The sequence below is a fragment of the Gordonia sp. NPDC127522 genome, assembly GCF_042672305.1.
Lineage (GTDB): Bacteria > Actinomycetota > Actinomycetes > Mycobacteriales > Mycobacteriaceae > Gordonia > Gordonia hongkongensis.
Genome location: NZ_JBHXVK010000002.1, coordinates 642606 through 666953 on the forward strand (window position 1 = coordinate 642606; position 24348 = coordinate 666953).

The following is a 24348-nucleotide window of genomic DNA, read 5'->3' on the forward strand; positions in this document are numbered from 1 at the left end:
GTAACTGTCCTAACTCGACGACACACTCGGATCATGAGTGAAACCGAATCGACAGCAGGACAACCCGATCAGGCCATCATCACCGACTACGACGATCCGAACGCGCCGTGGAACCAGGCGTGGGATCAAGAGGGTGGCATCGCCAACTGGAACGATGATGTGATCAAGGAGTTTCGGGAGAACGCGGGCAAGGTGGGCGGCGCTTACGCGGGCGCGGACCTCATCCTGCTCACCACCACCGGGGCCAAGAGCGGGAAGGCGCACACGGTTCCACTGGGGCCCTGTTACCGCGACGACACCATGTACGTGAGCTCGTTCATCGAGGACAAGTACCCGGCATGGTGGTACAACATCAGGGCGAATCCACAGGTCATGATCGAGTTCCGAAACAATACGCATCAGGGGACCGGCAAGGTGCTCGAAGGCGAGGACTACGACGAGTTCGCAGCCTGGGTGCTGGCCAACAACCCACTGCTGGCGGACTTCCAGTCCAAGGTCGACCGCCCCATCCCGCTGGTCGTGCTCACCATCGCCGCCAGTTGATCATCGGCAGCCTCGGGGCAACCGCCCCGAGGCAGTGGTCGAGATCAGCCGCGCCGCAGCGGCAGACGCATGAGGTACACCTGATAGCCGATGGAGACCGAGTAGGTGAAGTAGAGGGTGCTGCCCTTCGACCACGGGTGGATGTACGGCGCGTAACCCGTGTACGGGTCCACCGAAGGTGCGACGATCTCGCCGGAAGTCCATGGGCCCCAGGGGTTGTCGGCGGTGCGCAGGGTGACGCCGACGTCCTGGCTCGCCAGCGAGATGTACTTGCCCAGATAGTCGTTCCACTGGACCGACATCTCGCCCGTCGGGGCGCCCATCACCGGGGTGGCGGCGTCGGGGTTGTTCGGAACCCAACGGCCGTATGAGAAGTACTGCCACTTGCCGAGATTCTCGATGTCCTTCTCGTCGACGCGCGCGAGGTAGACACCGCCCCAGCGGCCGTCGGGTGTGCCGTAGTAGTAGACGGTCTTGCCGACCTTCAGGAAGGCGCCCATCTGGAACTTCTTGTTGCCGCCGCCATTGGGGCGGAACGCACCGACCGAGCGCCAGTTCTCGCCGTTGTCGGTGGAGGAGACGAGGCCCGCCCAGTTGGTGGTCCAGATGCCGGGCGAATCCCACCGTTTGACCGACATCACGGTCATGTACTGCTTGCCGTTGGCGGCCACGCCGGCGGTCGGGATGATCGTGATCTCGCGGCGGACGTTCGGCTTGAGCAGGCGCTTGGCATGACCCGGCCGGCCGGCGTGCGAGGTGAACGTCATGCCGTCGGCCAGGTGGCGGTCCGTGCTGCGCAGCAGGACGTTGGACCGCCAGTAGTAGAGCTCGCCGTACAGGAGGGACCACCCGTTGAACGACTGGGTGTCACCGAACGCCGTGAGGATCTCACCTCGGCCGTTGTCCCACATGACACCGAGATCGGTACCGACGATGTTGAACCGTCCGATGGTGTCGTTCATCGCGAACGGCCCCGTCAATCGGTTGACGATGGTCGCCGGACCGTTGGCGTAGCGGGCGGCGTGGGCGGGGGAGGCGGCCAGGGTCGTCGTCAGGGCCAGAGCGAGCAAGGTGACGACTAGACCCAGGAAAAGCCGTGCGAGGCGCCGTGTCATGGCCGTGACCTTATCAAGACCTGAGAGATATGTGTGAGGTCCGCTACGGTGCCCGACCACCGCGAACGGTCGTGTCGAACTCAGGCTTCGCGATAGCGTTCCGAGGTGTCCACGGTGGTGAAGTCGATCTGCGCGGCGGCATTGTTCACCGCGGTCACGAGCGCGGTCCCGAACATGCCGTCGGCGTCGTAGAGTCCCGCGTTGCTGACCGAGACGCCGTCGTCCTCGATGTGGACGTCGGCCTCGACCCCGACCCGCTCACCCGACGGCAGGCGGCTCAGGGCGACGGTCAGATCGCAGTTGATGAAACCGATGCCGGTGGTGCCCCAGTTCGACACCAGGCTCGCGGATTCGGCGCTGACGACCGCCCGCTGGAACGGGGTGAGCTTCTCGCCCGCCACGATGGGTGCGGCCCGCGACCACATCCGTTTGCGGTGCCCGTTCTGGTGATTGCCCATGTCGCGCTCCCATTCGCCGACGGTGTCGTCCGCGGCATCGGAGGCGAACCGGGGGGACAGGTCGTCGTCGGAGGCGATCTCGGGTGGGTGGAAGGTGACCGCGTCCGCGGGGCGATGCCACCGCTGCCCGGGCGGGTTGGTCGAGGTGCGCAGGAACACCGTCGTGCCGCGCGCGACGAGCACCTCATCCGCACCTTCGGGGTGTTGGAGCACGTCGACGTCGACGACCCGGATTCGTCCGCCCGATCGGACGATTCGGACCCGGGTGGAGGTGACGATGTCGCGCGCGGCCTTGAAGAGGTCGATGGTGCACCGGGCGGGTACGAACTCATCATCACCGAACTCGGTCTCGACCGCCCGCGCGGCGAGGCCGCACACCGCCGGACCGTTCAGGGTGCCGGGCGCCCACAGGCTGGCGGCGAAGGGTGTCGGCCGGTATCGGAGACCGGCGTCGGGCCGGCCGGTGTCGGAGATCGGCTCGAAGAACGCGATGTTGGTCATCGTTACTTGTTACCCCGCTGTTCATCCGCGTCGGCGATGCGGTCGGGTTTGTGCCGCTCCTGAGCGAATAGCGCGCCGGATCCTGCTGTGCCGGATAACCTCCCACCATGACTTTCGCCACGGTGTACACCAAGCACTTCCCCGACGAACTGGTCGGTGCCGTCCGCACGGCACTCATCATCACGTCGATCGTCGGCATCGTGATCGGGGTCGTCGCGATCCTGTGGCCGGGGCCGACCATCGTCGTCCTCGCCATCCTGTTCGCGATCTCGCTGATCATCGCCGGCATCTTCCGCATCTATCAGGCCTTCGCGGCGTCGTTCCTGAGCACCGGGGTCCGGGTGATGCTCGGCATCGTCGGCGCGATCGTGCTGCTGGCCGGCGTGATCGCGCTGTTCAGTCCCGGCGATGCCGTGTGGCTGCTGGCCGTGTTCATCGGCATCGGCTGGATCTTCCAGGGAGTCGCCGACCTGTACGCCGCGATCACCAAGTCCGGGCACGCACCCACTTGGTTCCTGATCCTCTCCGGCATCATCGCGATCATCGCGGGCATCGTGATGATGGTGTTGCCCGCGTTCTCGCTCGAGGTGCTGGCCTGGGTCGGCGGCATCATGCTCGTCGCGCTGTCGATCGCCACGCTGCTCACGCTGCCCAAGAAGGTCGAGCAGCCGGCCACCGGGGAGCCCGCGGTCTGAGCCGGAACATCTCTGCTCCCTGAGGAGGCCGGAGCTTGCGGAGGCCGTCACGAAGGGTCTTCCGCAAGTCGTCTCGCCAGGACCCTTCGTGACGCGCCCTCCGCAAGCTCCGGCCGCTCCTCAGGGAGCAGGGGGTATGCGGTTCTTTGGTATCAGCGCGGCCAGGGAGCGATGGGGTTCCCCTGCCAGCGGGTGTGGGCCGGAACCACGTCGCCGCGCATGACCAGCGATGCCGGTCCGACGGTCGCCGAGTCGCCGAGTCCGGACGCCGGTAGGGCGACGCAGTGCGGGCCGAGGGTCGCGCCCGCCCCGAGCGTGACACGGTCGATGGCCATGACCCGATCGTGGAACAGGTGGGTCTGCACGACGCAGCCGCGCTGCACGGTCGCGCCGTCGCCGAGGGTGACGAGGTCGGCCTCGGGCAGCCAGTAGGTCTCGCACCAGACGCCGCGGCCGATCTTCGCGCCGAGCATCCGCAGCCACAGGTTGAGGATCGGCGTGCCGGTCGCGGCGTTGGCGAACCACGGAGCCGCGACCGTCTCGACGAAGGCGTCGGACAGCTCGTTCCGCCACACGAACGAACTCCACAGCGGATGTTCGCTCACCGTGATGCGGCCGACGACCAGCCATTTCGCCGCCGCCGCGGTGACGCAGGCGATCGCGCCGACGACCAGCAGGAGCAGACCGCTCACCGCTGCCGCGAGCCCGTAGTGCTCATGGACGGCCACGTACTGCAGCGCGAGCAGTAGTCCGACGCCGAGCCCGAACGAGACCATGACCGGCACGAGGCGCAATGTCTCGATCAGCGAGCGGGCGACCTTGAGCGTCGCCGGCGGGTCGAAGGTGCGCGAGGTGTCGATCTCGGCGGCGGTGCGGCGCAGGCGGACCGGTGGGCTGCCCAGCCAACTCGAGCCCGACTTGGCCCGGTCGGGCGTCGCCGACAGCACGGCCACCAGACCGTTCTTGGGGACCTTGCGCCCGGGGCCGGTCATGCCGGAGTTGCCGAGGAATGAGCGCTTGCCGATCTTCGCCTCGTCGATGTGCAGCCAGCCGCCGCCGAGTTCGTACGACGCGACCATCGTGTCGTCGGCGAGGAAGGCGCCGTCGCCGATCGTGGTGAATCGGGGGAGCACGAGCGCGGTCGAGATCTCGGTTCCCTCGCCGACCTTCGCGCCGAGGATGCGGAACCACGTGGGGGTCAGCAGGCTGGCATACAGCGGGAACAGATACGTGCGGGCCGCGTCGAGGAGGCGTTCGGTGATCCAGACCTGCCAGCCGACGCGGGACCGGACCGGGTGATACCCGGTGTGGAGCCCGATCGAGGCGAGCCGGACCAGGACCGCGGTGATCGCCGCGAACACGAACAGGCTCGTCACGGTGGCCACGGGTAACAGGATCAGCGCGCGGATCCCGACGTCGCGCAACCGGTCCGCGGTCAGCGCCCAGGCGCCGATGACGGCCAGGCCCGAGGCCAGCGAGAGCAGGGGGATCGCGGCGAGCCCCAACGACGACAGTCCGTAGATGGGTACCCACCACGTCGCCCGCGGGGGCCGGTGGTCGGGCCAGGGATGCTCGGCCTTGCCGATCTTCACCGCGGGCGACCCGGCCCAGTGCTGCCGGGCCTTGACCCGCCCGAACACCGCCGAACCCGGGGCGACGACCGCGTCACGTCCGACGACCGCACCAGGGGTGAGCGTCGACCGGGCGCCGATCGACGCGCCGCGTTTGATGGCGATCTCGCCGATGTGGACGTCGTCGCCGTCGATCCACCATCCGGAGATGTCGACCTCGGGTTCGACGGACGCGCCGTCCCCGACCGTGAGCAGTCCGGTCACCGGTGGGATGGTGTGCAGGTCGACGCCGCGCCCGATCGACGCCCCGAGAGCCCGCGCGAGGTAGATCATCCACGGCGCACCGGACAGGTTGGCGGCACCGCTGGCGTCGAGGAGTCGCTCGGCCACCCACAACCGGACGTGGACGCTCCCGCCCCGCGGATGAACGCCCGGAGCGACCCCGGCGAGGAGCACCCGCGCACCGAGCGCCGCGATGCACATGCGACCGGGCGGGGTGATGAAGATCAGGAACGCCGCGAGCAGGACCCACCAGTTGATCTCGACCAGCCACTCGACCGTGCGATCCATCCGGTCGGCGACGAGCAGCGCCACGTTGTTCGCCACACCGAGCCATGTGGCCCACTGCAATCCGGTGAGCGTCGTCAGCGGGATGGTCAGCAGGAGCTGCGCCAGCCCGGCCGAGCGTGGGGTCGGTTCGACGAGGCGTTCATCGATGCTCGTCGTCGGGCGGCGGGCGTCGAGCATCTCGGCCATGGACCCGAGGCGCGGACGGTCGTAGAGATCGGCCACCGAGATGTCGGGGTAGCGTTCCCGCACCGCGGTGACGAGCTGGGCCGCGGCCAGTGATCCACCGCCCTCGGCAAAGAAGTCGACGTCCGGGCTGGAGACGGTCATGCCGAGGACGTCGGTCCACAGCTGCGCCAGCCACAGTTCAGTCTCGCTGAGTTCAACGTCGTCATCCACTGGTCTGTCGCTGCCCGGCAGGGGCCAGGGCAGCGCATCACGATCAACCTTTCCCGAAGTGCGCGTAGGCAATTCGTCGACGAGGGCGAGGGTGGGGACCATCGCGGCGGGCAGCTGTCGCCGCAGCTCGGCGTGCGCCTCGGCGACGTCGAAGCCGGGATCGGCCGACACGAGATAGCCGACGAGCAAACTGTTGCCGGCCGCGGACTTGCGGACCGCGGCTGCGGCTCCGCTCACGCCGGGCAGGTTCTGCAGAGCGTTGTCGATCTCGCCGAGTTCGATGCGCCGTCCGCCGACCTTCACCTGGTCGTCGGCGCGGCCCATGAACAACAGGCCGGCGGTGTCCAGGCGCACGAGATCGCCACTGCGATAGGCGCGTTCCCAGCCGAGCGTGGGCATCGGTGCGTACTTCTCCGCGTCCTTCGCGGGATCGAGGTAGCGCGCCAGGCCGACGCCGCCGATAACCAGTTCGCCGACCTCGCCTTCGGCCACCGGCTGGCCCTGGGCGTCGACGACCGCGAGATCCCAACCGCGCAGCGGCAATCCGATACGGACCGGGCCGTCACCTCCCAGCGGGGCGGCGCACGCCACGACCGTCGCCTCGGTGGGGCCGTAGGTGTTCCACACCTCGCGGCCGGTGACGGCGAGCCGGTCGGCGAGCTCGGGCGGGCAGGCCTCGCCGCCGAAGATCAACAGCCGCACGGCTTCCAACGCCTCCGGCGGCCACAGGGATGCCAGCGTGGGAACCGTCGACACGATCGTGATGTCGCGCGCCACCAACCACGGACCGAGGTCCATGCCGCTGCGGACCAGCGAGCGCGGTGCGGGCACCAGGCACGCGCCGTTGCGCCACGCCAGCCACATCTCCTCGCAGGAGGCGTCGAACGCGACCGACAGTCCGGCCAGGACACGGTCGTGCGGGCCGATCGGGGCGTCCGGCAGGAACATGGCCGCCTCGGCGTCGACGAACGCCGCCGCGTTGCGGTGGGTGACCGCGACGCCCTTCGGCTTGCCGGTGGAACCGGAGGTGAAGATGATCCACGCGTCGTCGTCGGGTGTGGGGCGGGCAGGGGGTTGCGCAGGCGTCGACGCCGGTTTCGTCGAACGGGGTCCGTCGGCGTCGACGATGGCGTCGACCTCGGCCTCGCCGAAGACGAGCTCGGCGCGTTCGTCCGGGTCGTCGGCGTCGACCGGCACGTACGCGGCGCCGGCATAGAGGGTCGCCAGGATCGCGACGTACAGGTCCCGCGACCCCGACGGCATCCGGATGCCGACCCGGCTTCCCCGCCCGACGCCGACCTCGCCGAGACGTGCGACCGTGCGGCGGACCACGGCCAGCAACTGGCCGTAGGTGAGGGTCATCTCGCCGTCGTCGATGGCCGCGGCATCCGGGTGTGCACGCGCGGTGGCGGTGAGCACGTCGCAGAGGGTGCGCGGCGGGTCTGCCTGTGCAGACAGGAGGAATTGAGGTGGAATGGGCACCTAAGCGGCACCTGCCGGGCGCATCCGCGATCTGGTCACGAGTCCGAGAATATAGCCGACGAAGGTGACCGAACGACCTCGACACCGTGAACGGCGACCCCGACGAACGGACTGAAACGGACGCTCCCGGGGTGTACGTTCGGGCACAGGAGGAATCTGATGCCCATCGTTCATCACCGTCGGCCGAGCCTGCGGTCGTTCCCCATCTGGTTCGGTGCGCGTGCGCTCCTGAAACCGACCCTGGCGCTGTGGCCGGTCAACAAGCAGGGGCTGGCGGGGCTGTTCCTCATCGACCGCATCTTTGCCGTCGGACCCAAACCCCGCGGCGTGGTCCGTGAGCAGCTGGTCCTCGCCGGGCGGCCCGCCGAGCTGATCATGCCGGTCGGACCGTCACGCCGGGACGGCGACACCGCGATGCTCTACCTGCACGGCGGCGCCTTCGTGGTCTGCGGGCTCGGCACCCACCGATCGATCGCCGCGCGGATGGCGCGGGCGTGTGAGGTGCCGGTGTTCGCACTCGAGTACCGGCAGCTGCCGAAGGCCGGTGTCGGGACGTCCGTCGTGGACGCGGTCGACGCCTACGCCGAGCTGATCAACGAGCGTGGCTTCCGACGGGTGATCGTCGCCGGTGACTCGGCCGGCGGTTTCCTGGCCGCGAAGGTGGTCGAGGCCGCCACAGCCCGCGGCCTGCCCACACCCACGGCGCTGATCGGGTTCTCGCCGCTCCTCGACATGGACCTGGGGGTCCACCCGGACCGTTCGAGTCGATCCGACGCCTATCTGCCCAAGTCGAAGATGGCCCGGCTGGCGCCCCAATTCGACCAGGGGCCCGTCCAGCTGACCGGTGTGCGCCGCATCGCCGACGCCGATCTCACCTCGTTCCCGCCGACCGTGCTGGTCGCGGCCGAAGGTGAGATGCTCGAGCCCGACGTCATCGACCTCGTCGAGTCGCTCGACGCTGCGGGCGTCACGGCCGTGGCGCACCTCTACGCATGGCAGGTGCACGCCTTCCCGGTGTTGAGCGCCCGTCACCCGGAGACCCTGGACGCGGTCGAGGTGACCGCGGCCTTCGCCGCCGAAGCGATCCGAGAGGGCAAGAGCACTGACGAGCGAACGGGCAAACGGGCCGGCTGACGGGGTGAGTGCCCCGAACCCGGCGACTCCGGATGCGGTGAACCCGGGGCAGTCGTACGCCGACGAGTTGGAGACCAGACCGCCCGGCGCGGTGGACGCCCGATTCACCCTCGCCGCCGAACGAACGCTGCTCGCCTGGGTGCGGACCGCACTCGGCTTCATGGCGGCCGGTATCGCGGTGGTCTACCTCGCTCCCGACGAGACGACGCCGATGGTCGACATCGCACTTGGCGTCGTGATGGTCGGACTCGGTGCCTCGCTGGCGGTCCTCGGCGCCTGGCGGTGGCGACGGACCACGCACGCGCTGACCTCCGGTGGCGAGATGCCGGGGCCGACGCAGGTCATGCTCGTGGTCGCTGCGATAGTGGTGGTGGCCGTCCTCGTCGCGGTTGCCATGGTGATCCAGTCCTGACCTGCGCTCCACACCGGCACGCTGCCCATGTCGGCGGCCGCGACCATCAGCTGTCCACCACTGCAGGAGATCATCGTGACCACCGGCCCCGACTTCTCGCGGAGCGCGCAGACGTTCTCGATGACGCTGACCATCGTCGGCGCGACCATCCTCATCTTCTGCATCGGCTGGCTGACGGTCGGCTGGTGGCAGGACGGTCGGTGGTTCTGGGTGGCCGTCGGGATCGCCGTGGTCGTCGTGAACGTCGTGCTGATCGCCATGCAGCTCCGCCGCCGCCTCGGTGAGCGGGTCAAGGACACCGACGATCGCCCCCGGCGCCGTGGCCTGATCGACAACTTCGACGACCTCGACGACTGAGCTCACCCCCGCTATCTATTGCTCCCTGAGGTGCGAGGAGCGCATGCGACGCCCTCCCTATGCTCCCTGAGGTGCGAGGAGCGCTAGCGACGAGCCACGAAGGGCCTGGTGAGACACCTTGCGAGACCCTTCGTGACGGCCTCCGCAAGCTCCGGCCTCCTCAGGGAGCAGTGGTTGGGCTCGCTTCGCTCGCACCTCAGGGAGCAGGAAACCGGGCCGCGTCTGCCACCGCTCCCTGAGGAGCGGGCGGAGCTTGCGGAGCCCGCGTCACGAAGGGTCACGCCGTCAGCGAATCCGAGTCCTCGGGGTCGTCCTCGGCGAACTGCGTCCGGTAGAGCTCGGCGTAGCGTCCGTTGCGCGCCAGGAGCGTCGGATGATCACCGCGTTCGACGACACGCCCGGCTTCGAGCACGACGATCTCGTCGGCGGCCCGGATCGTCGAGAGCCGGTGCGCGATGACGATCGAGGTCCGTCCCTCGAGAGCCTCGCCGAGCGCCGCCTGAACCGCCGCCTCCGACGTCGAATCGAGATGTGCGGTCGCCTCGTCGAGGATGACCACCGACGGTTGTGCGAGCAGCAGGCGGGCGATCGTCATGCGCTGGCGCTCACCGCCGGACAGCCGGTAACCGCGTTCGCCGACGACGGTGTCGAGTCCGTCGGGCAGCGAGCCGACCAGCTCGTCGAGCCGAGCCCGTCGCAGTGCGTCCCAGATCTCGTCGTCGGATGTGTTCGGCTGGGCGAGCACGAGATTCGCCCGGATGGTGTCGTGGAAGAGGTGGCCGTCCTGGGTGACGAGACCGACGGTCCGGTGGACCGACGCGGTCTGCAGTTTCCGGATGTCGACTCCGGCCAGCTGGATCGAGCCCTCGTCGACGTCGTAGAGGCGGGTCGCGAGACTCGCGATGGTCGACTTGCCGGCGCCGGAACTGCCCACGAGAGCCACCATGCTGCCGGCCGGGACATCGAGGTCGACATGGTGCAGGACCGTCGTGCCGGCCCGATTGTCGAGTTGGGCAACCTCTTCCAGTGATGCCAGCGACACCTTGTCCGCCGCCGGATAGGCGAAGGACACGTCGTCGAATCGGACGGACACCGGCACGGGCCGCCCGCTCTCGGTGCCGGGCACCGGGACCGCGTCGGGCGCGTCAGCGATGAGGGGTTGTAGGTCCAGGACCTCGAAGACGCGCTCGAAACTGACCAGGGCGCTCATGATCTCGACGCGTGCGTTCGCCAGGGCCGTGAGCGGCGCGTACATCCGGGTGAGCAACAGGGCCAGTGAGACGACCGCGCCCGCGGACAGATGATCCTGTACCGCAAGCCATCCGCCGAGCCCGTAGACCAGGGCGAGGGCCAGCGCCGACACCAGCATCAGCGTCGTCATGAAGTACGCCTGCAACATCGACCGCCGTACGCCGATGTCGCGGACCCGGTCGGCGCGGTCGGCGAACTCGCGCGACTCGAGATCGGGGCGCCCGAACAGTTTCACCAGCGTGGCGCCGGGGGCGGAGAAGCGCTCGGTCATCTGCGTGGACATGCGGGCGTTGTGCTCGGCGGCCTCGCGGGAGAGCGCGGCCATGCGCCGGCCCATCCGCCGCGCCGGTATCACGAAGACCGGCAGCAGGATCAGCGCCAGCAACGTGATCTGCCAGCTGATCGCGATCATGACGCCCAGCGTCAGGGTGAGGGTGACGATGTTGGACACGACGCCGGACAAGGTGTCGCTGAATGCCCGCTGGGCGCCGATGACGTCGTTGTTGAGCCGGCTCACCAGGGCCCCGGTGCGGGTGCGGGTGAAGAACGCGATCGGCATCCGCTGCACGTGGTCGAAGACGGCTCGCCGTAGGTCGAGGATGAGACCCTCCCCGATGTTCGCCGACAGCCACCGGACCCCGATTCCCGCGGCGGCTTCGGCGACGGCGATCAGCGCGATGGCGACCGCGAGTCCGACGATCATCATCTCCGAGCCGCTCTCGGTGATGAGGTTGACGACGCGACCCGCCAGAAGCGGGGTCACGACGGTCAGCACCGCGGTGAAGACCGACAGCAGGAGGAACCATCCGATCCGGCGTCGGTGCGGTCGGGCGAACCCACCGATACGACGAAGTGTCACCCGGCGGTCGCCCCGCAATCGCTTGCTGCTGGGCTGGGTGGAGGACTTGTACATCATGTCCCAGGCCACGGACTGCATACTCATGCCGTCCACGGTAGAACTTAAACCCAACTTGAGGTCCAGCTTGTTCGCTGCCGGAGGAATCGCCGGCGGCGAACACGCTGGTCAAGCGACTAGACGGCGATCGCGGCGTCTGGCGTGGCACTCATCGCGGCGAGGAGTTCCGAGGACGTGGCCACGGCGCCGAACACCCCGCCCTGCATCGTGACCATGTTCAGCGCGGCCTCGTGGTTGGTCGGGTCGGTCGCACCCGTGCAATCGGAGAGGATGAGGCACTCGTAACCGCGGTCGTTGGCCTCCCGCATCGTCGTGTGGACGCAGACGTCGGTGGTGATCCCGGTCAGGATGATGTGCGTGATCCCATTCGTGCGCAACACGAGGTCGAGATCGGTCGCGTAGAAGGCGCCCTTGCCCGGCTTGTCGATCACGATCTCGCCGTCGAGGGGAGCGACCTCCGGCACGATCTGCCAGCCGGGTTCGTCGCGGATGAGGATGCGACCGCACGGGCCGGTGGAGCCGATCTCGGCCCCGATCCGTCCCGACCGCCAGCGCTTGTTCGCCGGGAGGTCGGAGAGGTCGGCGCGGTGTCCTTCACGAGTGTGGATGACGGTGAGGCCGGCATCGCGTGCCGCGGCCAGGACGCGGGCGGTCGGTTCCAGCGGGGTCCGCGTCAGCGACAGGTCGTATCCCATCGCGTCGACGTAGCCGCCGGGACCGCAGAAGTCCGTCTGCCAGTCGATGCAGAGCAGTGCGGTGGTGGCGGGATCGAAGCCGCCGTCATACGGCCAGGCGTACGGGCGTGCGGCGTCGATCGTCGGAAACTGATGTGGTGCAGAAGAAGTCATGGTCGATTCCTGGTCGGGTCGGGGTGAGCCTGTTTCTGCTCCCTGAGGTGCGAGGAGCGAAGCGACGAGCCTCGAAGGGCGGTCACACCGGCGCCGAGGTCGTGTCCTCGGCGGTCCGCGCTGGCGTCGACGACGCGTCGGTGGCAGCCGGTCGGCTCAGAACTGCTGCGAGGGCACCGGATACGACGATCCCCACCGCGACGACGCACAGGGCGGGCGCGAAGTAGTGCGTGACGAGGGCCGCGACCGCGCCGACGACCCACGCGACGAACGAGGACACACGCCAGGCCGCCGGGGTACCGGCCGCCGCGGGCCGCCGCGTCCGGGGGAGCACCTGGTCGACGATGAGAACTGCGCCGAGCGGCGGGACGACGACGCCGAGCAGGTTGAGCCAGTCCTCGAAGTGCTGCCAGATCCCGGCGACGGCGAGCGCGACGCCGACGGCTCCGAGGAACACTGTCAGGACGCGCATCCGGATGCCGGTCAGCTCGCTCCACCCGACGGCGCCGTTGTAGAGGCAGTGTGTGCACACCGAACCGAGGTTGATGAACACGAAGGCGATCGCGATCGGGGTCAGCACCCCGCCGTTGTCGATGAGGATGCCGAGGAAGCCGCCGCCGTTGGCGGCCGGATCGTCACCGGCGCCCATCGCCACGATGACGCCGCCGATGGTCAGCGCGATGGTGTTGCCGATCGGGAAGGCGCTGAAGGCGGCGAAGAAGGCCTGCTTGCCGTTGACCGACCAGCGGGTGAAATCGGCTGTCATGGTGCCGGAGTCGGCGAACAAGGCGACCACGAGCGTGACCGCTGCGCCGAACGTCAGCGCCGTCGCGCCGGCGCCACCGGCGTAGGAGGTGAAGTCGCCGGCGCCGGGCGCGGAGGAGGCATCGACGATCGCGAGGACCCCCAGGATCAGGTAGAGCGGGGCCGCGATGATCCCGATGACGGTCAGTGCCCGGATACCGAGCAGCGTGGCCGCGACATATCCGACGCCCGCGATCAGCGCGATGAGGGTGGCGTTCCAGCCCATGCTCGCCTCGAGCGTCGACCCGGTCAGCCCGGTCTGGAAGGCGAACCAGCCGATCACCACGGTGGTGAGGAAGGCGGCGGGGATGCGGTAGCCCTTCGAGCCGAAGGTCCGGGCCGCCATCAGCGCGAAGTTCTCGCCGGTCCGACCCGCCTGGTAACTGAGCAGTCCCACGTAGGCCATCAGGATCAGGTTGCCGACCGCGATCGCGGCCATGCCCGGCCAGAAGCCGAGCGAGTAGACGATCATGCCGCCGAACACGGCGCAGGTCAGGATCATCGGGAACCCGAGCCACACCGACGACACCGCGAAGAGGGATTTGCGCGCCGACGCCGGGACGGGCCGGTCCTCGTACTCGTCGAACGTCGTCGACGCGGACTCGTCGGGGCCGGTACCGGCGACCGGTATGTCAGAGGTGGCGCTCATGGGTTCCTCCCGAACCTCAATGGAAAGTTCCTATAGGAAACGCTTCGCGCGTCGCGTCGTCGTTGCCGGTTCGTAAACAGCCGATTAACCCGCTTCGCCTTGGGTGCGCGGATTTTCTCTGCATACCGGCGTCGTTTTGCCACCGAGCCCGCATCGGCGGATTCATATAGGATCGCGGGCATGATCGAGCGCGGCGCCGACCTGGGCGCGACCCCCGCCCCGGCCGACCGAATCCGACTCGACGTGGAAGAGGGCATCCTCTCGGGGCGACTCGCGCCCGGCACGCGGATCAACGCCGACGAACTCGCTCGCGAGTCCGGGGTGAGTCACATCCCCGTGCGGGAGGCCCTGCGTTCGCTGGAGGCCGAGGGGTGGGTCGTCCGTCGCCACAACCGGGGGACCTATGTCCGCGACCGGGATTCCGCCGAACTGTCGGACCTGTTCGAGGCGCGGCTCATCGTCGAGCGGCGAGCGGCCTGGCTCGCCGCGCAACGACGCACCGCGGCGCAGCTCGACGCGCTCGTACGGATCGTCGACCGGCAGGAGAAGACCGCCGACGATGCAACGCTGTCCGCGATCAACTGCGACTTCCACGTCGGGCTCGCCGGTTGCGCGCACAACCGCGTCCTCGAGTCGATGGTCGCCGACGTGAACAAGCGGGTTCGCTTCTACTACCTGCCCACCGCGGGGCGCCGTCACGACGTGTCGGTGGCCGAGCACCGCGCGATCCTCGACGCCGTGCGCGACCGCGATTCCGAACGCGCGGCAGAGCTGCTGGAACGGCACATCGCCGACACCCGGGCGGGGGCGTCCCGGACGCTGGCCCCGGGTGATGTGGACGCGGTCGCCCCGGCCGGTTGAGGTCCCGTCCGGCTCCCGACGTCGGCGTCTGTCCGCATGCTCTACGTTGGTATGCGAGGTCACACGACAATTGGGCCGACTCCGCAGACCGGCCCGCGCCGGCGGGTGAGGGCCGGTGGCGAAGGAGCGATGGACATGGCAGAACTCAAGCTCGGTTTCAAGGCATCGGCGGAGCAGTTCGATCCGCGCGAGTTGGTGGAGATCGCGGTCGCGGCCGAAGAGCACGGCATGGATTCGGTCGCGGTGAGCGATCACTTCCAGCCCTGGCGGCACAACGGCGGCCACGCGCCGTTCTCGCTGGCCTGGATGGCGGCGGTCGGCGAGCGCACCAAGCGCGTGCAGATCGGCACCTCGGTCATGACCCCGACCTTCCGCTACAACCCCGCGGTCATCGCGCAGGCCTTCGCCACGATGGGCTGCCTCTACCCCGGACGCATCATGCTCGGTGTCGGCACCGGCGAAGCGCTCAACGAGTACGCGACCGGTTTCCAGGGAGAGTGGCCGGAGTTCAAGGAACGCTTCGCGCGCCTGCGCGAGTCGATCAAGCTCATGCGCGAACTGTGGACCGGCGACGAGGTCAACTTCGACGGCGAGTACTACCACACGCAGGGCGCCTACATGTATGACATTCCCGAGCAACCGATCCCGGTCTACGTCGCCGCCGGCGGGCCGGTGGTCGCACGCTACGCGGGCCGTGCCGGCGACGGTTTCATCTGTACCTCGGGCAAGGGGCCCGAGCTCTACACCGAGAAGCTGCTGCCCGCGGTCGCCGAGGGTGCGGCAAAGGCCGAGCGCGATGTCGACACCATCGACAAGATGATCGAGATCAAGATCTCCTACGATCCCGATCCTGAACTGGCGCTGGAGAACACCCGGTTCTGGGCCCCGTTGTCGCTGACCCCGGAGCAGAAGCACAGCGTCAACAGCTCGACCGAGATGGAGCGGCTGGCCGACGAGCTCCCGATCGAGCAGGTCGCCAAGCGGTGGATCGTGTCCTCCGACCCCGACGAGGCCGTCGAGAAGGTCAAGTTCTACACCGACGCCGGACTCAACCACCTCGTCTTCCACGCCCCCGGCCACGACCAGCAGCGGTTCCTGGAGAACTTCGAACGCGACCTCGCCCCGCGCCTACGCAAACTCGGCTGATCACGAAAAACCCTGCGCGACAGCGGCGTCGAGCATCTCGAGCACCCGTTGGACGGGCGGCAGGTCGAGTCCGCTCTGTCGTACCCGGACCCGCACCTCGCGTGCGGGCGTCGGGTCGACGATGGGAACTGCCGTGACGCCGGGCGGCAGGTCGACGAGCGCGAGCCGGGGGACGACGGTGAGTCCGACCCCGGCCGCGACGAACCGTATCGCGGTCGGGTAGTCCTGGGTCTCGACACTGAAGTCGGGTACGAAACCGACCGACGTACATGCGTCGAGTACTGCCTGCCGGCAGGGGCCCCGCGCCACGTCGTTGTCGACCCACGGCACCTGGGAGAGCTCGCGCAGGGTCACCGACTCCAGCGCCGCCCATGCTGAATCCACGGGTACGACAGCGGAATACGGGTCGGTGGTCAGCCGGCGTCCGACGAACCCGGCCACGTCCGCGGACGGGCGTTGACTGTCCTCGACATAGATCTCGATGTCGGGTGCCGCCGACGACGGGCCCATCAGCTCGATGAGGCGGAGATCCAGTCGCAATCCGGGGAACTCGCGCGAGATGGTGGCGACGATCGGCGGGATCCAGGTGGCGCCCGCCGAGGCGAAGTAGTTGATGCGCAGCTGACCGAGTCGGCCGTCGCGCAGCTCCGAGATCAGACCGTCGATACGGGCGATCTGCTCGAAGACGGTGTCGGACTCGCGGGCCAGGATGGTGCCGGCCTCGGTGGGCACGATGCCGCGACCGTCTCGCTCCACCAGCGACAACCCGGTCTCGCGCTGCAGGGTGGCGATGTGCTGGCTGACCGCTGACGGCGTGTATCCGAGCGAGGCCGCGGCTCCGCCGATGGACTGCTCGCCGATGACCGAGCGCAGAACCCGAAGGCGGTGGATGTCGACCATGGGGCGACGATACCGCGGCGACTGTGCAGCGACACTGAAATGTTCGGAACAAGTATTCACTTGTCCTGAAGTGCCGGATGAGTGAATCTGGAACACATGTCCTCGCGCCCGACACCGGCATCGGCTGGGTCCGCCACCGCATCCCTGCCGGCTCTGGCCGCCGTCGTCACCGTCGTGCTGTGGGCGTCGGCGTTCATCGGAATCCGCGCGCTCGGTGACACGTTCTCACCGGGTTCCATGGCGTTCCTGCGGTTGCTGGCTGCGGTGATCCCGCTGACGCTCATCGTGATGGTGGTACGTCTGCGCGCACGGACAACCGGGGCGCCGGCCCGTCCGCTGCTACCGCGCGGCCGTGCGCTCGCCCTGGTGACGGCGTACGGGGTCGCCTGGTTCGCTGGTTACACCGTCCTGCTTAACTGGGCCGAACGCCACCTCGACGCCGGGACCGCGGCGCTGCTGGTGAACCTGGCGCCGATCCTCGTGGCCGTCGCCGCGGGACTGTTTCTCGGAGAGGGGTTTCCGCGTCACCTCGTGATCGGTATGACGATCGCCTTCGCCGGCGTGGTGCTGATCGCCGCCGGCGGGTCCGCCACCGCGGACGCGCACGCCGACTGGCTCGGCATCGTGCTCGGGGTCGGCGCGGCGGTTCTGTACGCGACCGGGGTGCTGATCCAGAAGTCGGCCCTACGTACCGTCGACGCGCTGACCGCGACCTGGCTGGGTGCGGTCGCCGGCCTCGTGGCCACCGCGCCCTTCGCCCCCGCCGCCGTCACCGAACTGTCCGGCGCCGAGCCGGGGGCGATCTGGGCGGTGATCTACCTCGGGGTCGGGCCGACCGCGATCGCGTTCTCCACGTGGGCCTATGCGCTGGCCCGCACCGACGCGAGTGCGATGGCGGCCACCACCCTCGTGGTCCCCGCGATCGTCATCGTCCTGTCGTGGGCGCTGCTCGACGAGTTGCCCACCGGCGTCGGCATCGTCGGGGGACTCCTCTGTCTCGGTGGGGTCGCCATCGCCCGCCGATTGCTGCCGATGAGACCGCGTACGGGCCGGTCGGCGCGTAGCCTGGACGTGTCGTCGCCGACGATGACGCCCTCCGATACACGACGCGTTCCCGGCACGACCGCAACCGAGGAGACATCGCCATGCGCAAGTTCGTCGCCGGCCTCGCCATCGGCGGATCGCTGACTTTCGCTACGGCGACAACCCTTCTGGCTGTCGACTCGGAGTCGCCCGCGGCGTCGCCCAGTGTGAACTGCGGACCGCTCGCCGGTTCCGGACCGATCCCCGGGTGTTCGTACCGCGTCGACGGGACCCGGCTGCAGATCGGTCTCTACAACAATGCGACGCGCAATCCGGCGGTGGAATGCACCCTCACACCGAGCGGCGCGGTCCATCCCACGGCCGCCACCACGATGGGGCCGGGGTCGCGTGGGGTTCTCACGGCGTCGGTGTATCCGAATGTGCCGAGGACCTTCGTCGTCCATTGCCTCGGCGGCGGTGCGGGCGCCGACCGCGTGGACCGGCAGACCACGATCACCGCGCGCGCCGAGACGCCGGAGCCGGCGCGTACGACGCCTTCGGTCCGCCGTACGTCACCGGCGCCCGTCCCGTCGGCGCCTTCGACGTCATCCGAGCCGGAGGGCCCCGCCGAGATCACCACGACGCCTCCGACCACCGAGGACGCCGCACCGGGCAACGCCGTGACCACCACGACGGTTCCCGCCTCATCCTGATTCGCTACGGTTTTCGCATGGATCGTGACCGCATGGTGGATGTCGGAGTCGGGCTGGTGTCCCGGTTCGGGGCCAAGACGCTGAGTCTGACGTCGGTGGCCCGGCACGCCGGGGTGGCGCGGGCGACCGCCTACCGGATGTTCGGCGGCCGCGAAGCGCTGGTCACGGCCATCGTGGAACGCGAGGTGTCGCTGCTGCGGGTCAAGTTGATCGAGTGGTCGGCGACCGCGCCCGACGCGGCGGGCAAGATCCACGCGCAGGTGGTGAACGTGCTGCCCTACATCCGCAACCACGACGCGTTGCAGTACGTGCTGCGCAAGGAGCCGGAGGAAGTGGTCCGCGCGCTCGTCGCCACCAACGATTCGGCCGGGCCCACCCTCATCCATCAGATCGTGTCGGAGGCCCTGCCCGATCTGGAACCCGAGATCGGGGACCAGCTGTTCCCCACCCCGCGGGGGGCCGCGGAGTTCCTCGTGCGCACCATCTACTCCCTCATGCTCATCCCCGACAGCTTCCTGAGTGACGAGCAGATCGCCGAACTGGTCGTGCGGGCGATCGTCCGAGACGACACCGAGAGCGGTGGCGCGCCGACGGGCGGCAACCGGCCGGGCCCGGTCCGATGACCGGCGAGCACGTGTCCGACGAAACCGCGATCCCCGTCGTGGGGATGCTTCGGCCGCGCTGGGGAGACCCGGCGCGCACGGCCGAACTGCCCGGCGCCGCGGCTGCGCTGGCCGGGGACCGGAAAACCGACGCCGGCGTCGACCCGGGGACGATCTCGCCGGCTCGGTCGACGGTCGATGCTGCTGTCCGCGAAGAGGTCTCGGCTGTCGTCGGCGCCGACCACGTCTCCGACGCGGACGCGGCACGGGTGCAGCACACGCGCGGGTACTCCACCCCGGACATCCTGCGGTTGCGCGCGGGTGACGCGGACGACGCGCCCGACCTCGTCGTGTACCCGGGCGACCACGAGGAAGTGGTTGCGATCCTGCGGTTGTGTTCGGAGCGACGGATCGCGGTGGTGCCGTTCACCGGCGGGACGTCCGTGGTGGGTGGGTTGACACCCGACCGCGCCGGATTCGCCGGCGTGATCAGTCTCGACCTGCGCCGCCTCGACCGCGTGGTGGAGATCGACGAGATCTCCCGGACGGCGACCCTGCAGGCCGGTCTGCGCGGACCCGCGGCCGAGGCGCTCCTGCGCGAGAAGGGTTGGACCATCGGTCATTTCCCGCAGTCCTATGAGGGCGCCGGGATCGGTGGCTATGCCGCGACTCGCTCGGCCGGCCAGTCCTCGGCCGGATACGGGCGCTTCGACGAGATGGTCGAGGGTCTCGTGTTGGCGACTCCGCGGGGAACCATCGAACTCGGTACCGCGCCCCGGTCGGCGGCCGGACCCGACCTCCGTCAGCTGGTCCTCGGGTCGGAGGGCGTGTTCGGTGTCATCACGAGCGTGCAGATCCGTATCCGGCCGGCGCCGACGACCCGCGTCTTCGACGCCTGGCGGTTCGCCTCGTTCGCCGAGGGCGCGACCGCTCTCCGTCGGCTGGCCCAGGACGGTCCGCTGCCGACGGTGCTCCGGCTGTCCGACGAGGTGGAGACGGCGTTGAATCTCGCTGATCCCGTCGGCGCCGGGAGCGAAGCGAGCGGGCCGGATGACGCCGGCGCCGGGAGCGAAGCGAGCGGGCCGGATGACGCCGGCGCCGGGAGCGAACACGGCGATGATGGAGCCGGTTGCCTGGTCGTCGCCGGGTATGAGGGTGCGGCCGACGAGGTAGCGCGGCGACGCGACGCCGCGTCGGCGGTGTTGATCGAGGCCGGTGGCAGTGCACTGGGAGATGGTCCCGGGGAGGCCTGGCGGACAGGACGTTTCGCGGGGCCGTACCTTCGCGATCCGTTGCTCGATGCCGGGGTGTTGGTCGAGACGCTCGAGACCGTCGCGTTCTGGTCGAGGCTGCACGATGTGCGCGCCGCGGTGACGGCCGCGCTGACGGACTCGCTCACCGCGTCGGGTACGCCGCCGCTGATCATGTGCCATGTCAGTCACGTCTACGAGTCGGGTGCCTCGCTGTACTTCACGGTCGTCGCACCGTTCGCCGACGACCCGCTGGCGCAGTGGGCAGCGGCGAAAGTCGCGGCCAATTCCGCGATCCGGGCGTCCGGTGCCAGCATCACCCATCATCACGCGGTCGGGCGGGATCACCGTGACGCGTACCACGACGAGATCGGGCCCCTGGCCCTGGACGCATTGCGGGCGGTCAAGGCGTCGCTCGATCCCGACGGTGTGTGCAATCCGGGTATTCTGCTCTGACGTCCGACTCCGGACCGGGGTTGCCCGGCCCGTCCGCCACTATGCTGGGGCGCATGGCCACGGATAGAGTCCAGACCGCCAACGCCGACGGACCCGCGACTGCGGATCACGTCGTCGCCGACCCCACCACCAGCATCTACATCGCCTCGGCCGAAGGCGAGACCGGTAAGTCCATCGTCGCGCTGGGGTTGCTGGCCCTGCTGTCGGCGACCGGCGGGCGGGTCGGGGTGTTCCGTCCGATCTCGCGGACGGCCGCGGAGGATCGTGATCCGATCCTCGATCTGCTCCTCGACTACGAATCCGCCGACCTCCCGTACGAGGACTGTCTCGGCGTCACCTACGAGGAGGTGCACAACGATCCCGAGGGCGCGGTCGCCGAGATCGTCGCGCGCTTCCACGCCATCCAGTCCCGCTGCGACCGCGTGGTCATCGTGGGTTCGGATTACACCGACGTCGGCACCCCGTCGGAGTTGAGCTACAACGCCCGGATCGCCGCGAATCTCTCGGCGCCGATGGTGTTGGCGATCAAGGCGATCGACCGGTCGCCGGAGGAGATGCACGGTCTGGCCGAGGGGCTGATCGCCGAGGTGACCGCTGCCCATGCCACCCCCGTCGCGCTCGTTGCCAACCGGTGTGACCCCGATCGCCTCGACGAGATCCGGGACCAGTTGCGCAGCACCGGGATTCCGGCGCTGTGCCTACCCGAGGAGCCGGTGCTCTTCGCCCCCACGATGGGGGAGCTCAAGGAGGCGCTCGGGGCGACGATGTACAGCGGCGACGAGGAATTGCTCGACCGCGAGGCGCTCCGGGTGATGGTCGGTGGCATGACCGTCGAGCACATCCTGGAGCGGCTCACCGACGGCACCGTGGTCATCACGCCCGCCGACCGGTCGGATGTTCTCCTCGCACTCGTGAACGCCAACACCGCACAGGGTTTCCCGCGTCTCGCCGGCATCATCCTCAACGGCGGACTCAAACCGCACCCGATGATCGAGGCGCTGGTGAGCGGGTTGAAGCCGACCCTGCCGATCATCAGCTGCCCGCAGGGCACCTACGACACCGCGCGTACCGCCGCTCACACGCGCGGCAAGGTGGGGGTGGGCTCGGTACACAAGATCGAGGCCGCGCTGGCGATGATGGAGACCCATGTCGACCCCGAGAAGGTCATGCGCAACCTCAACGTGTCGACGCCGACCGTGGTGACGCCGCAGATGTTCGAGTACCGCCTGATCTCCCGTGCGCGCGCCGACCGGAAGCACATCGTGTTACCGGAGGGCGACGACGACCGGATCCTGCGGGCCGCCAACAGGCTTGCGCGGCGCAGCGTTGCCGACCTCACTCTGCTCGGTGATCCCGAAGCGGTGCGCGAGCGCTCCATCGAACTCGGACTCGACCTCGCCGACGTCACGGTCATCGACCCGGCCGAGTCGGAGTATCTCGACGAGTTCGCCCGGATCTACACCGAGCTGCGCAAGCACAAGGGCATGGATCTGGAACGGGCCCAGGAGAAGATGCGGGACGTGTCGTATTTCGGCACGATGATGGTGCACACCGGGCGCGCCGACGGCATGGTGTCGGGGGCGTCGCACACCACGGCCCACACGATCCGGCCGGCCTTCGAGATCATCAAGACCAAGCCGGGGGTGTCCACCGTGTCGAGCGTGTTCTTCATGTGCCTGGCCGACAAGGTGCTCGCGTACGGCGACTGCGCGATCGTCCCGGATCCGTCCGACGAACAGCTCGCCGACATCGCCATCTCCTCGGCGCAGACGTCCGCGGCCTTCGGTATCGATCCCCGGGTCGCGATGCTGTCGTACTCGACCGGGACATCCGGATCGGGTGCCGACGTCGAGAAGGTGAAGACCGCAACCGAACTCGTGCGCGAGCGGCAACCCGAGCTGCTGGTCGAGGGGCCGATCCAGTACGACGCCGCGGTGGAACCCTCGGTGGCGAAGACCAAGATGCCCGACTCGCCGGTGGCCGGCCGAGCGACCGTGCTGATCTTCCCCGACCTCAACACGGGCAACAACACCTACAAGGCGGTCCAGCGCAGCGCGGGGGCGGTCGCGATCGGCCCGGTGCTGCAGGGCTTGAACAAGCCGATCAACGACCTGAGCCGCGGCGCCCTCGTCTCGGACATCGTGAACACGGTGGCCATCACCGCGATCCAGGCTCAGCAGGAAGGCGTGGACCCACTCGCCGAGAACGTCGCCTCCGCCGAGGCCGAGGGTTCCCGATGAGCGGGGCGTCGGGTGCGGTGCTGGTGCTCAACGCCGGCTCGTCGTCGCTGAAATACCAACTGGTGCAACCGTCGGACGGCACGGTGATCGCGGAGGGCATCGCGGAGCGGATCGGCGACTCCGGTTCGTCGATGACGCACGAGCAGAACGGCGAGACCGTCACCGAGACACTGGAACTCGACGATCACCTCGCTGCGGTCCAACGGGCGGAGCGTTTCTTCGCCGACAACGGAACCGATCTGGCCGACGCGGGACTGAGCGCGGTCGGACATCGGGTGGTGCACGGTGGCCGGTCGTTCTACGAGCCGACTGTGGTGACTCCCGAGGTGATCTCGGAGATCGAGCGGATCTCCCCGCTGGCGCCGCTGCACAATCCGGCCAACCTGGTCGGCATCCTGGCGGCCCGGGAGTTGCTCCCCGACGTCCCCTCGGTGGCCGTGTTCGACACCGCGTTCTTCCACGGGCTCCCTGACGCGTCGGCGACATACGCGATCGACCGCGCGGTCGCCGACGAACATGCCATCCGCCGCTACGGTTTTCACGGCACCAGCCACGAGTACGTCTCCGGCCGGGTGGCCGAGTTCCTCGACCGCGACCCGGCGTCGCTGAACCAGATCGTGCTGCACCTGGGCAATGGCGCGTCGGCGTCGGCCATCGCGGGCGGCCAGCCGATCGACACGTCGATGGGGATGACCCCGCTCGAAGGGTTGGTGATGGGGACCCGCAGCGGCGACCTCGACCCCGGACTGGTCCTGCATCTGAACCGGGTGGCGAACCTGTCCGTCGACGAGATCGACACGCTGCTCAACAAGCGTTCGGGACTTCGAGGTCTATGCGGCGAGAACGACTTCCGCGCCATCACCGAGCTGATGGACAACGGTGACGACGCCGCCCGACGCGCCTTCGACGTCTACATCCATCGCCTACGCCGCTACCTCGGCGCCTACGCATTCGCCCTCGGCCGCGTCGACGCCATCACCTTCACGGCCGGGGTGGGGGAGAACTCCGCAGTCGTCCGCGCCCGTGCGCTGGCGGGGTTGGAAGGGTTCGGAATCGTCGTCGATGACGAGCGAAACGCTGTGCGTGGCAAGGAGGCTCGACGCATCTCGGCGGATGACAGTGCGGTGGAGGTGCTCGTCGTGCCGACGAATGAGGAGCTGGCCATCGCGAGGCAGTCGGCGGCGGTGGTGGCCGGCTGACTTCGGGTGGTCGGAATCGTCCCGACTGCGTACTCGAACGTCGACATACCGGCCCTGGGGCGAGGGGCGGCGCCGTGGATGTTCGAGCAGGACGACGGCACTGTTCAGGAGGCGCCGGATTTCAGACCGAGCCGCAGGATGGTGCGAGCCTCGGCTGCCCCTACCACGCGCCACCGACAAGATGCGCTCTGCGACTGAACTGCGAAAAGCGTTGCACACCAGTACCATAGCGGCTACACTCGAACATGTATTCGCG

Annotated in this window: 20 protein-coding genes; 13 read left to right on the forward strand and 7 right to left on the reverse strand. The window is 68.8% G+C overall.

Annotation, left to right across the window (positions count from 1 at the left end; all coding sequences use genetic code 11):
* Positions 1 to 33: 33 nt before the first annotated feature.
* The gene (locus ACFVHY_RS07200; protein ID WP_390270146.1) at positions 34 to 543 is read left to right on the forward strand and encodes a nitroreductase/quinone reductase family protein; all 510 of its coding nucleotides are present in this window, start codon (positions 34 to 36) and stop codon (positions 541 to 543) included.
* Positions 544 to 587: 44 nt separating this feature from the next.
* Here the strand turns inward: ACFVHY_RS07200 and ACFVHY_RS07205 are convergent, their stop codons facing one another.
* Together ACFVHY_RS07205 and ACFVHY_RS07210 are read right to left on the reverse strand one after the other, a co-directional pair.
* Positions 588 to 1658 carry a DUF4185 domain-containing protein gene (locus ACFVHY_RS07205; protein ID WP_058252206.1) on the reverse strand — a complete coding sequence of 357 codons (1071 nt, stop codon included), beginning with the start codon at positions 1656 to 1658 and terminating at the stop codon, positions 588 to 590.
* An 80-nt stretch (positions 1659 to 1738) separates the two neighbouring features.
* Positions 1739 to 2617 (reverse strand): acyl-CoA thioesterase domain-containing protein, encoded by an 879-nt coding sequence (locus tag ACFVHY_RS07210; RefSeq protein WP_390270150.1) that lies wholly within the window; start codon positions 2615 to 2617, stop codon positions 1739 to 1741.
* A gap of 107 nt (positions 2618 to 2724) precedes the next feature.
* On the opposite strand from ACFVHY_RS07210, the gene ACFVHY_RS07215 reads away from it, so the two are divergent.
* Positions 2725 to 3312 (forward strand): HdeD family acid-resistance protein, encoded by a 588-nt coding sequence (locus ACFVHY_RS07215; RefSeq protein ID WP_165629465.1) that lies wholly within the window; start codon positions 2725 to 2727, stop codon positions 3310 to 3312.
* 152 nt (positions 3313 to 3464) lie between these two features.
* Here the strand turns inward: ACFVHY_RS07215 and ACFVHY_RS07220 are convergent, their stop codons facing one another.
* Positions 3465 to 7331, reverse strand: a complete 3867-nt coding sequence (locus ACFVHY_RS07220; RefSeq protein ID WP_390270154.1) for a Pls/PosA family non-ribosomal peptide synthetase — start codon at positions 7329 to 7331, stop codon at positions 3465 to 3467.
* A gap of 159 nt (positions 7332 to 7490) precedes the next feature.
* On the opposite strand from ACFVHY_RS07220, the gene ACFVHY_RS07225 reads away from it, so the two are divergent.
* From ACFVHY_RS07225 to ACFVHY_RS07235, 3 genes are all read left to right on the forward strand, one after another.
* Positions 7491 to 8465: an alpha/beta hydrolase gene (locus ACFVHY_RS07225; RefSeq protein ID WP_058252202.1), complete on the forward strand. Its 975-nt coding sequence runs from the start codon at positions 7491 to 7493 to the stop codon at positions 8463 to 8465.
* A gap of 4 nt (positions 8466 to 8469) precedes the next feature.
* The gene (locus tag ACFVHY_RS07230) at positions 8470 to 8877 is read left to right on the forward strand and encodes a YidH family protein (RefSeq protein WP_390270158.1); all 408 of its coding nucleotides are present in this window, start codon (positions 8470 to 8472) and stop codon (positions 8875 to 8877) included.
* A 75-nt stretch (positions 8878 to 8952) separates the two neighbouring features.
* Positions 8953 to 9234: a hypothetical protein gene (locus ACFVHY_RS07235; protein ID WP_269552678.1), complete on the forward strand. Its 282-nt coding sequence runs from the start codon at positions 8953 to 8955 to the stop codon at positions 9232 to 9234.
* A 277-nt stretch (positions 9235 to 9511) separates the two neighbouring features.
* On the opposite strand, the gene ACFVHY_RS07240 is transcribed toward ACFVHY_RS07235, so the two are convergent.
* The 3 genes from ACFVHY_RS07240 to ACFVHY_RS07250 form a co-directional block, all read right to left on the reverse strand.
* Positions 9512 to 11428: an ABC transporter ATP-binding protein gene (locus ACFVHY_RS07240; RefSeq protein ID WP_058249912.1), complete on the reverse strand. Its 1917-nt coding sequence runs from the start codon at positions 11426 to 11428 to the stop codon at positions 9512 to 9514.
* 89 nt (positions 11429 to 11517) lie between these two features.
* Positions 11518 to 12249 (reverse strand): cysteine hydrolase family protein, encoded by a 732-nt coding sequence (locus ACFVHY_RS07245; RefSeq protein WP_390270162.1) that lies wholly within the window; start codon positions 12247 to 12249, stop codon positions 11518 to 11520.
* 82 nt (positions 12250 to 12331) lie between these two features.
* Positions 12332 to 13702: a purine-cytosine permease family protein gene (locus ACFVHY_RS07250; RefSeq protein ID WP_390270165.1), complete on the reverse strand. Its 1371-nt coding sequence runs from the start codon at positions 13700 to 13702 to the stop codon at positions 12332 to 12334.
* Between the two features lie 180 nt (positions 13703 to 13882).
* On the opposite strand from ACFVHY_RS07250, the gene ACFVHY_RS07255 reads away from it, so the two are divergent.
* Both ACFVHY_RS07255 and fgd read left to right on the forward strand, forming a co-directional pair.
* Positions 13883 to 14563 (forward strand): GntR family transcriptional regulator, encoded by a 681-nt coding sequence (locus ACFVHY_RS07255; RefSeq protein WP_390270168.1) that lies wholly within the window; start codon positions 13883 to 13885, stop codon positions 14561 to 14563.
* 135 nt (positions 14564 to 14698) lie between these two features.
* On the forward strand, positions 14699 to 15709 hold the full coding sequence (fgd, locus tag ACFVHY_RS07260; protein WP_390270171.1) for a glucose-6-phosphate dehydrogenase (coenzyme-F420): 1011 nt from the start codon (positions 14699 to 14701) through the stop codon (positions 15707 to 15709).
* Here fgd and ACFVHY_RS07265 read toward each other — a convergent pair whose 3' ends face one another.
* The gene (locus ACFVHY_RS07265) at positions 15710 to 16609 is read right to left on the reverse strand and encodes a LysR family transcriptional regulator (RefSeq protein ID WP_078113230.1); all 900 of its coding nucleotides are present in this window, start codon (positions 16607 to 16609) and stop codon (positions 15710 to 15712) included. It abuts the gene before it with no gap.
* Between the two features lie 96 nt (positions 16610 to 16705).
* Here ACFVHY_RS07265 and ACFVHY_RS07270 point away from each other — a divergent pair, with 96 nt between their 5' ends.
* The 6 genes from ACFVHY_RS07270 to ACFVHY_RS07295 are packed head-to-tail and all read left to right on the forward strand — an operon-like array spanning position 16706 to position 24092.
* Positions 16706 to 17797, forward strand: coding sequence for a DMT family transporter (locus ACFVHY_RS07270; RefSeq protein ID WP_390270174.1), 1092 nt, complete (start codon positions 16706 to 16708; stop codon positions 17795 to 17797).
* Entirely contained in the window at positions 17755 to 18345 is a 591-nt protein-coding gene (locus ACFVHY_RS07275) for a hypothetical protein (RefSeq protein ID WP_390270177.1), read from the forward strand. Before ACFVHY_RS07270 ends, ACFVHY_RS07275 begins: the two co-directional genes overlap by 43 nt.
* Before the next feature lie 17 nt (positions 18346 to 18362).
* The gene (locus tag ACFVHY_RS07280; RefSeq protein ID WP_065630369.1) at positions 18363 to 18968 is read left to right on the forward strand and encodes a TetR/AcrR family transcriptional regulator; all 606 of its coding nucleotides are present in this window, start codon (positions 18363 to 18365) and stop codon (positions 18966 to 18968) included.
* Complete coding sequence (locus ACFVHY_RS07285; RefSeq protein WP_390270180.1) at positions 18965 to 20653, forward strand: FAD-binding oxidoreductase; 1689 nt, start codon at positions 18965 to 18967, stop codon at positions 20651 to 20653. Before ACFVHY_RS07280 ends, ACFVHY_RS07285 begins: the two co-directional genes overlap by 4 nt.
* Before the next feature lie 41 nt (positions 20654 to 20694).
* Positions 20695 to 22893, forward strand: coding sequence for a phosphate acetyltransferase (gene pta / locus ACFVHY_RS07290; RefSeq protein ID WP_390270388.1), 2199 nt, complete (start codon positions 20695 to 20697; stop codon positions 22891 to 22893).
* On the forward strand, positions 22890 to 24092 hold the full coding sequence (locus tag ACFVHY_RS07295; RefSeq protein WP_390270183.1) for an acetate kinase: 1203 nt from the start codon (positions 22890 to 22892) through the stop codon (positions 24090 to 24092). Before pta ends, ACFVHY_RS07295 begins: the two co-directional genes overlap by 4 nt.
* Positions 24093 to 24348: the final 256 nt, after the last annotated feature.

Excerpts from the sequence above, each read along its gene's own strand:
- ACFVHY_RS07250 (WP_390270165.1), bottom strand. The coding sequence starts at position 13,702 with ATGAGCGCCACCTCTGACATACCGGTCGCCGGTACCGGCCCCGACGAG.
- ACFVHY_RS07265 (WP_078113230.1), bottom strand. The coding sequence starts at position 16,609 with ATGGTCGACATCCACCGCCTTCGGGTTCTGCGCTCGGTCATCGGCGAG.
- ACFVHY_RS07285 (WP_390270180.1), top strand. The coding sequence starts at position 18,965 with ATGACCGGCGAGCACGTGTCCGACGAAACCGCGATCCCCGTCGTGGGG.
- ACFVHY_RS07255 (WP_390270168.1), top strand. The coding sequence starts at position 13,883 with ATGATCGAGCGCGGCGCCGACCTGGGCGCGACCCCCGCCCCGGCCGAC.
- ACFVHY_RS07275 (WP_390270177.1), top strand. The coding sequence starts at position 17,755 with ATGCGCAAGTTCGTCGCCGGCCTCGCCATCGGCGGATCGCTGACTTTC.
- ACFVHY_RS07240 (WP_058249912.1), bottom strand. The coding sequence starts at position 11,428 with ATGAGTATGCAGTCCGTGGCCTGGGACATGATGTACAAGTCCTCCACC.
- ACFVHY_RS07245 (WP_390270162.1), bottom strand. The coding sequence starts at position 12,249 with ATGACTTCTTCTGCACCACATCAGTTTCCGACGATCGACGCCGCACGC.
- ACFVHY_RS07200 (WP_390270146.1), top strand. The coding sequence starts at position 34 with ATGAGTGAAACCGAATCGACAGCAGGACAACCCGATCAGGCCATCATC.
- pta (WP_390270388.1), top strand. The coding sequence starts at position 20,695 with ATGCTGGGGCGCATGGCCACGGATAGAGTCCAGACCGCCAACGCCGAC.
- ACFVHY_RS07295 (WP_390270183.1), top strand. The coding sequence starts at position 22,890 with ATGAGCGGGGCGTCGGGTGCGGTGCTGGTGCTCAACGCCGGCTCGTCG.
- fgd (WP_390270171.1), top strand. The coding sequence starts at position 14,699 with ATGGCAGAACTCAAGCTCGGTTTCAAGGCATCGGCGGAGCAGTTCGAT.
- ACFVHY_RS07205 (WP_058252206.1), bottom strand. The coding sequence starts at position 1,658 with ATGACACGGCGCCTCGCACGGCTTTTCCTGGGTCTAGTCGTCACCTTG.
- ACFVHY_RS07270 (WP_390270174.1), top strand. The coding sequence starts at position 16,706 with ATGTCCTCGCGCCCGACACCGGCATCGGCTGGGTCCGCCACCGCATCC.
- ACFVHY_RS07210 (WP_390270150.1), bottom strand. The coding sequence starts at position 2,617 with ATGACCAACATCGCGTTCTTCGAGCCGATCTCCGACACCGGCCGGCCC.
- ACFVHY_RS07225 (WP_058252202.1), top strand. The coding sequence starts at position 7,491 with ATGCCCATCGTTCATCACCGTCGGCCGAGCCTGCGGTCGTTCCCCATC.
- ACFVHY_RS07215 (WP_165629465.1), top strand. The coding sequence starts at position 2,725 with ATGACTTTCGCCACGGTGTACACCAAGCACTTCCCCGACGAACTGGTC.
- ACFVHY_RS07280 (WP_065630369.1), top strand. The coding sequence starts at position 18,363 with ATGGATCGTGACCGCATGGTGGATGTCGGAGTCGGGCTGGTGTCCCGG.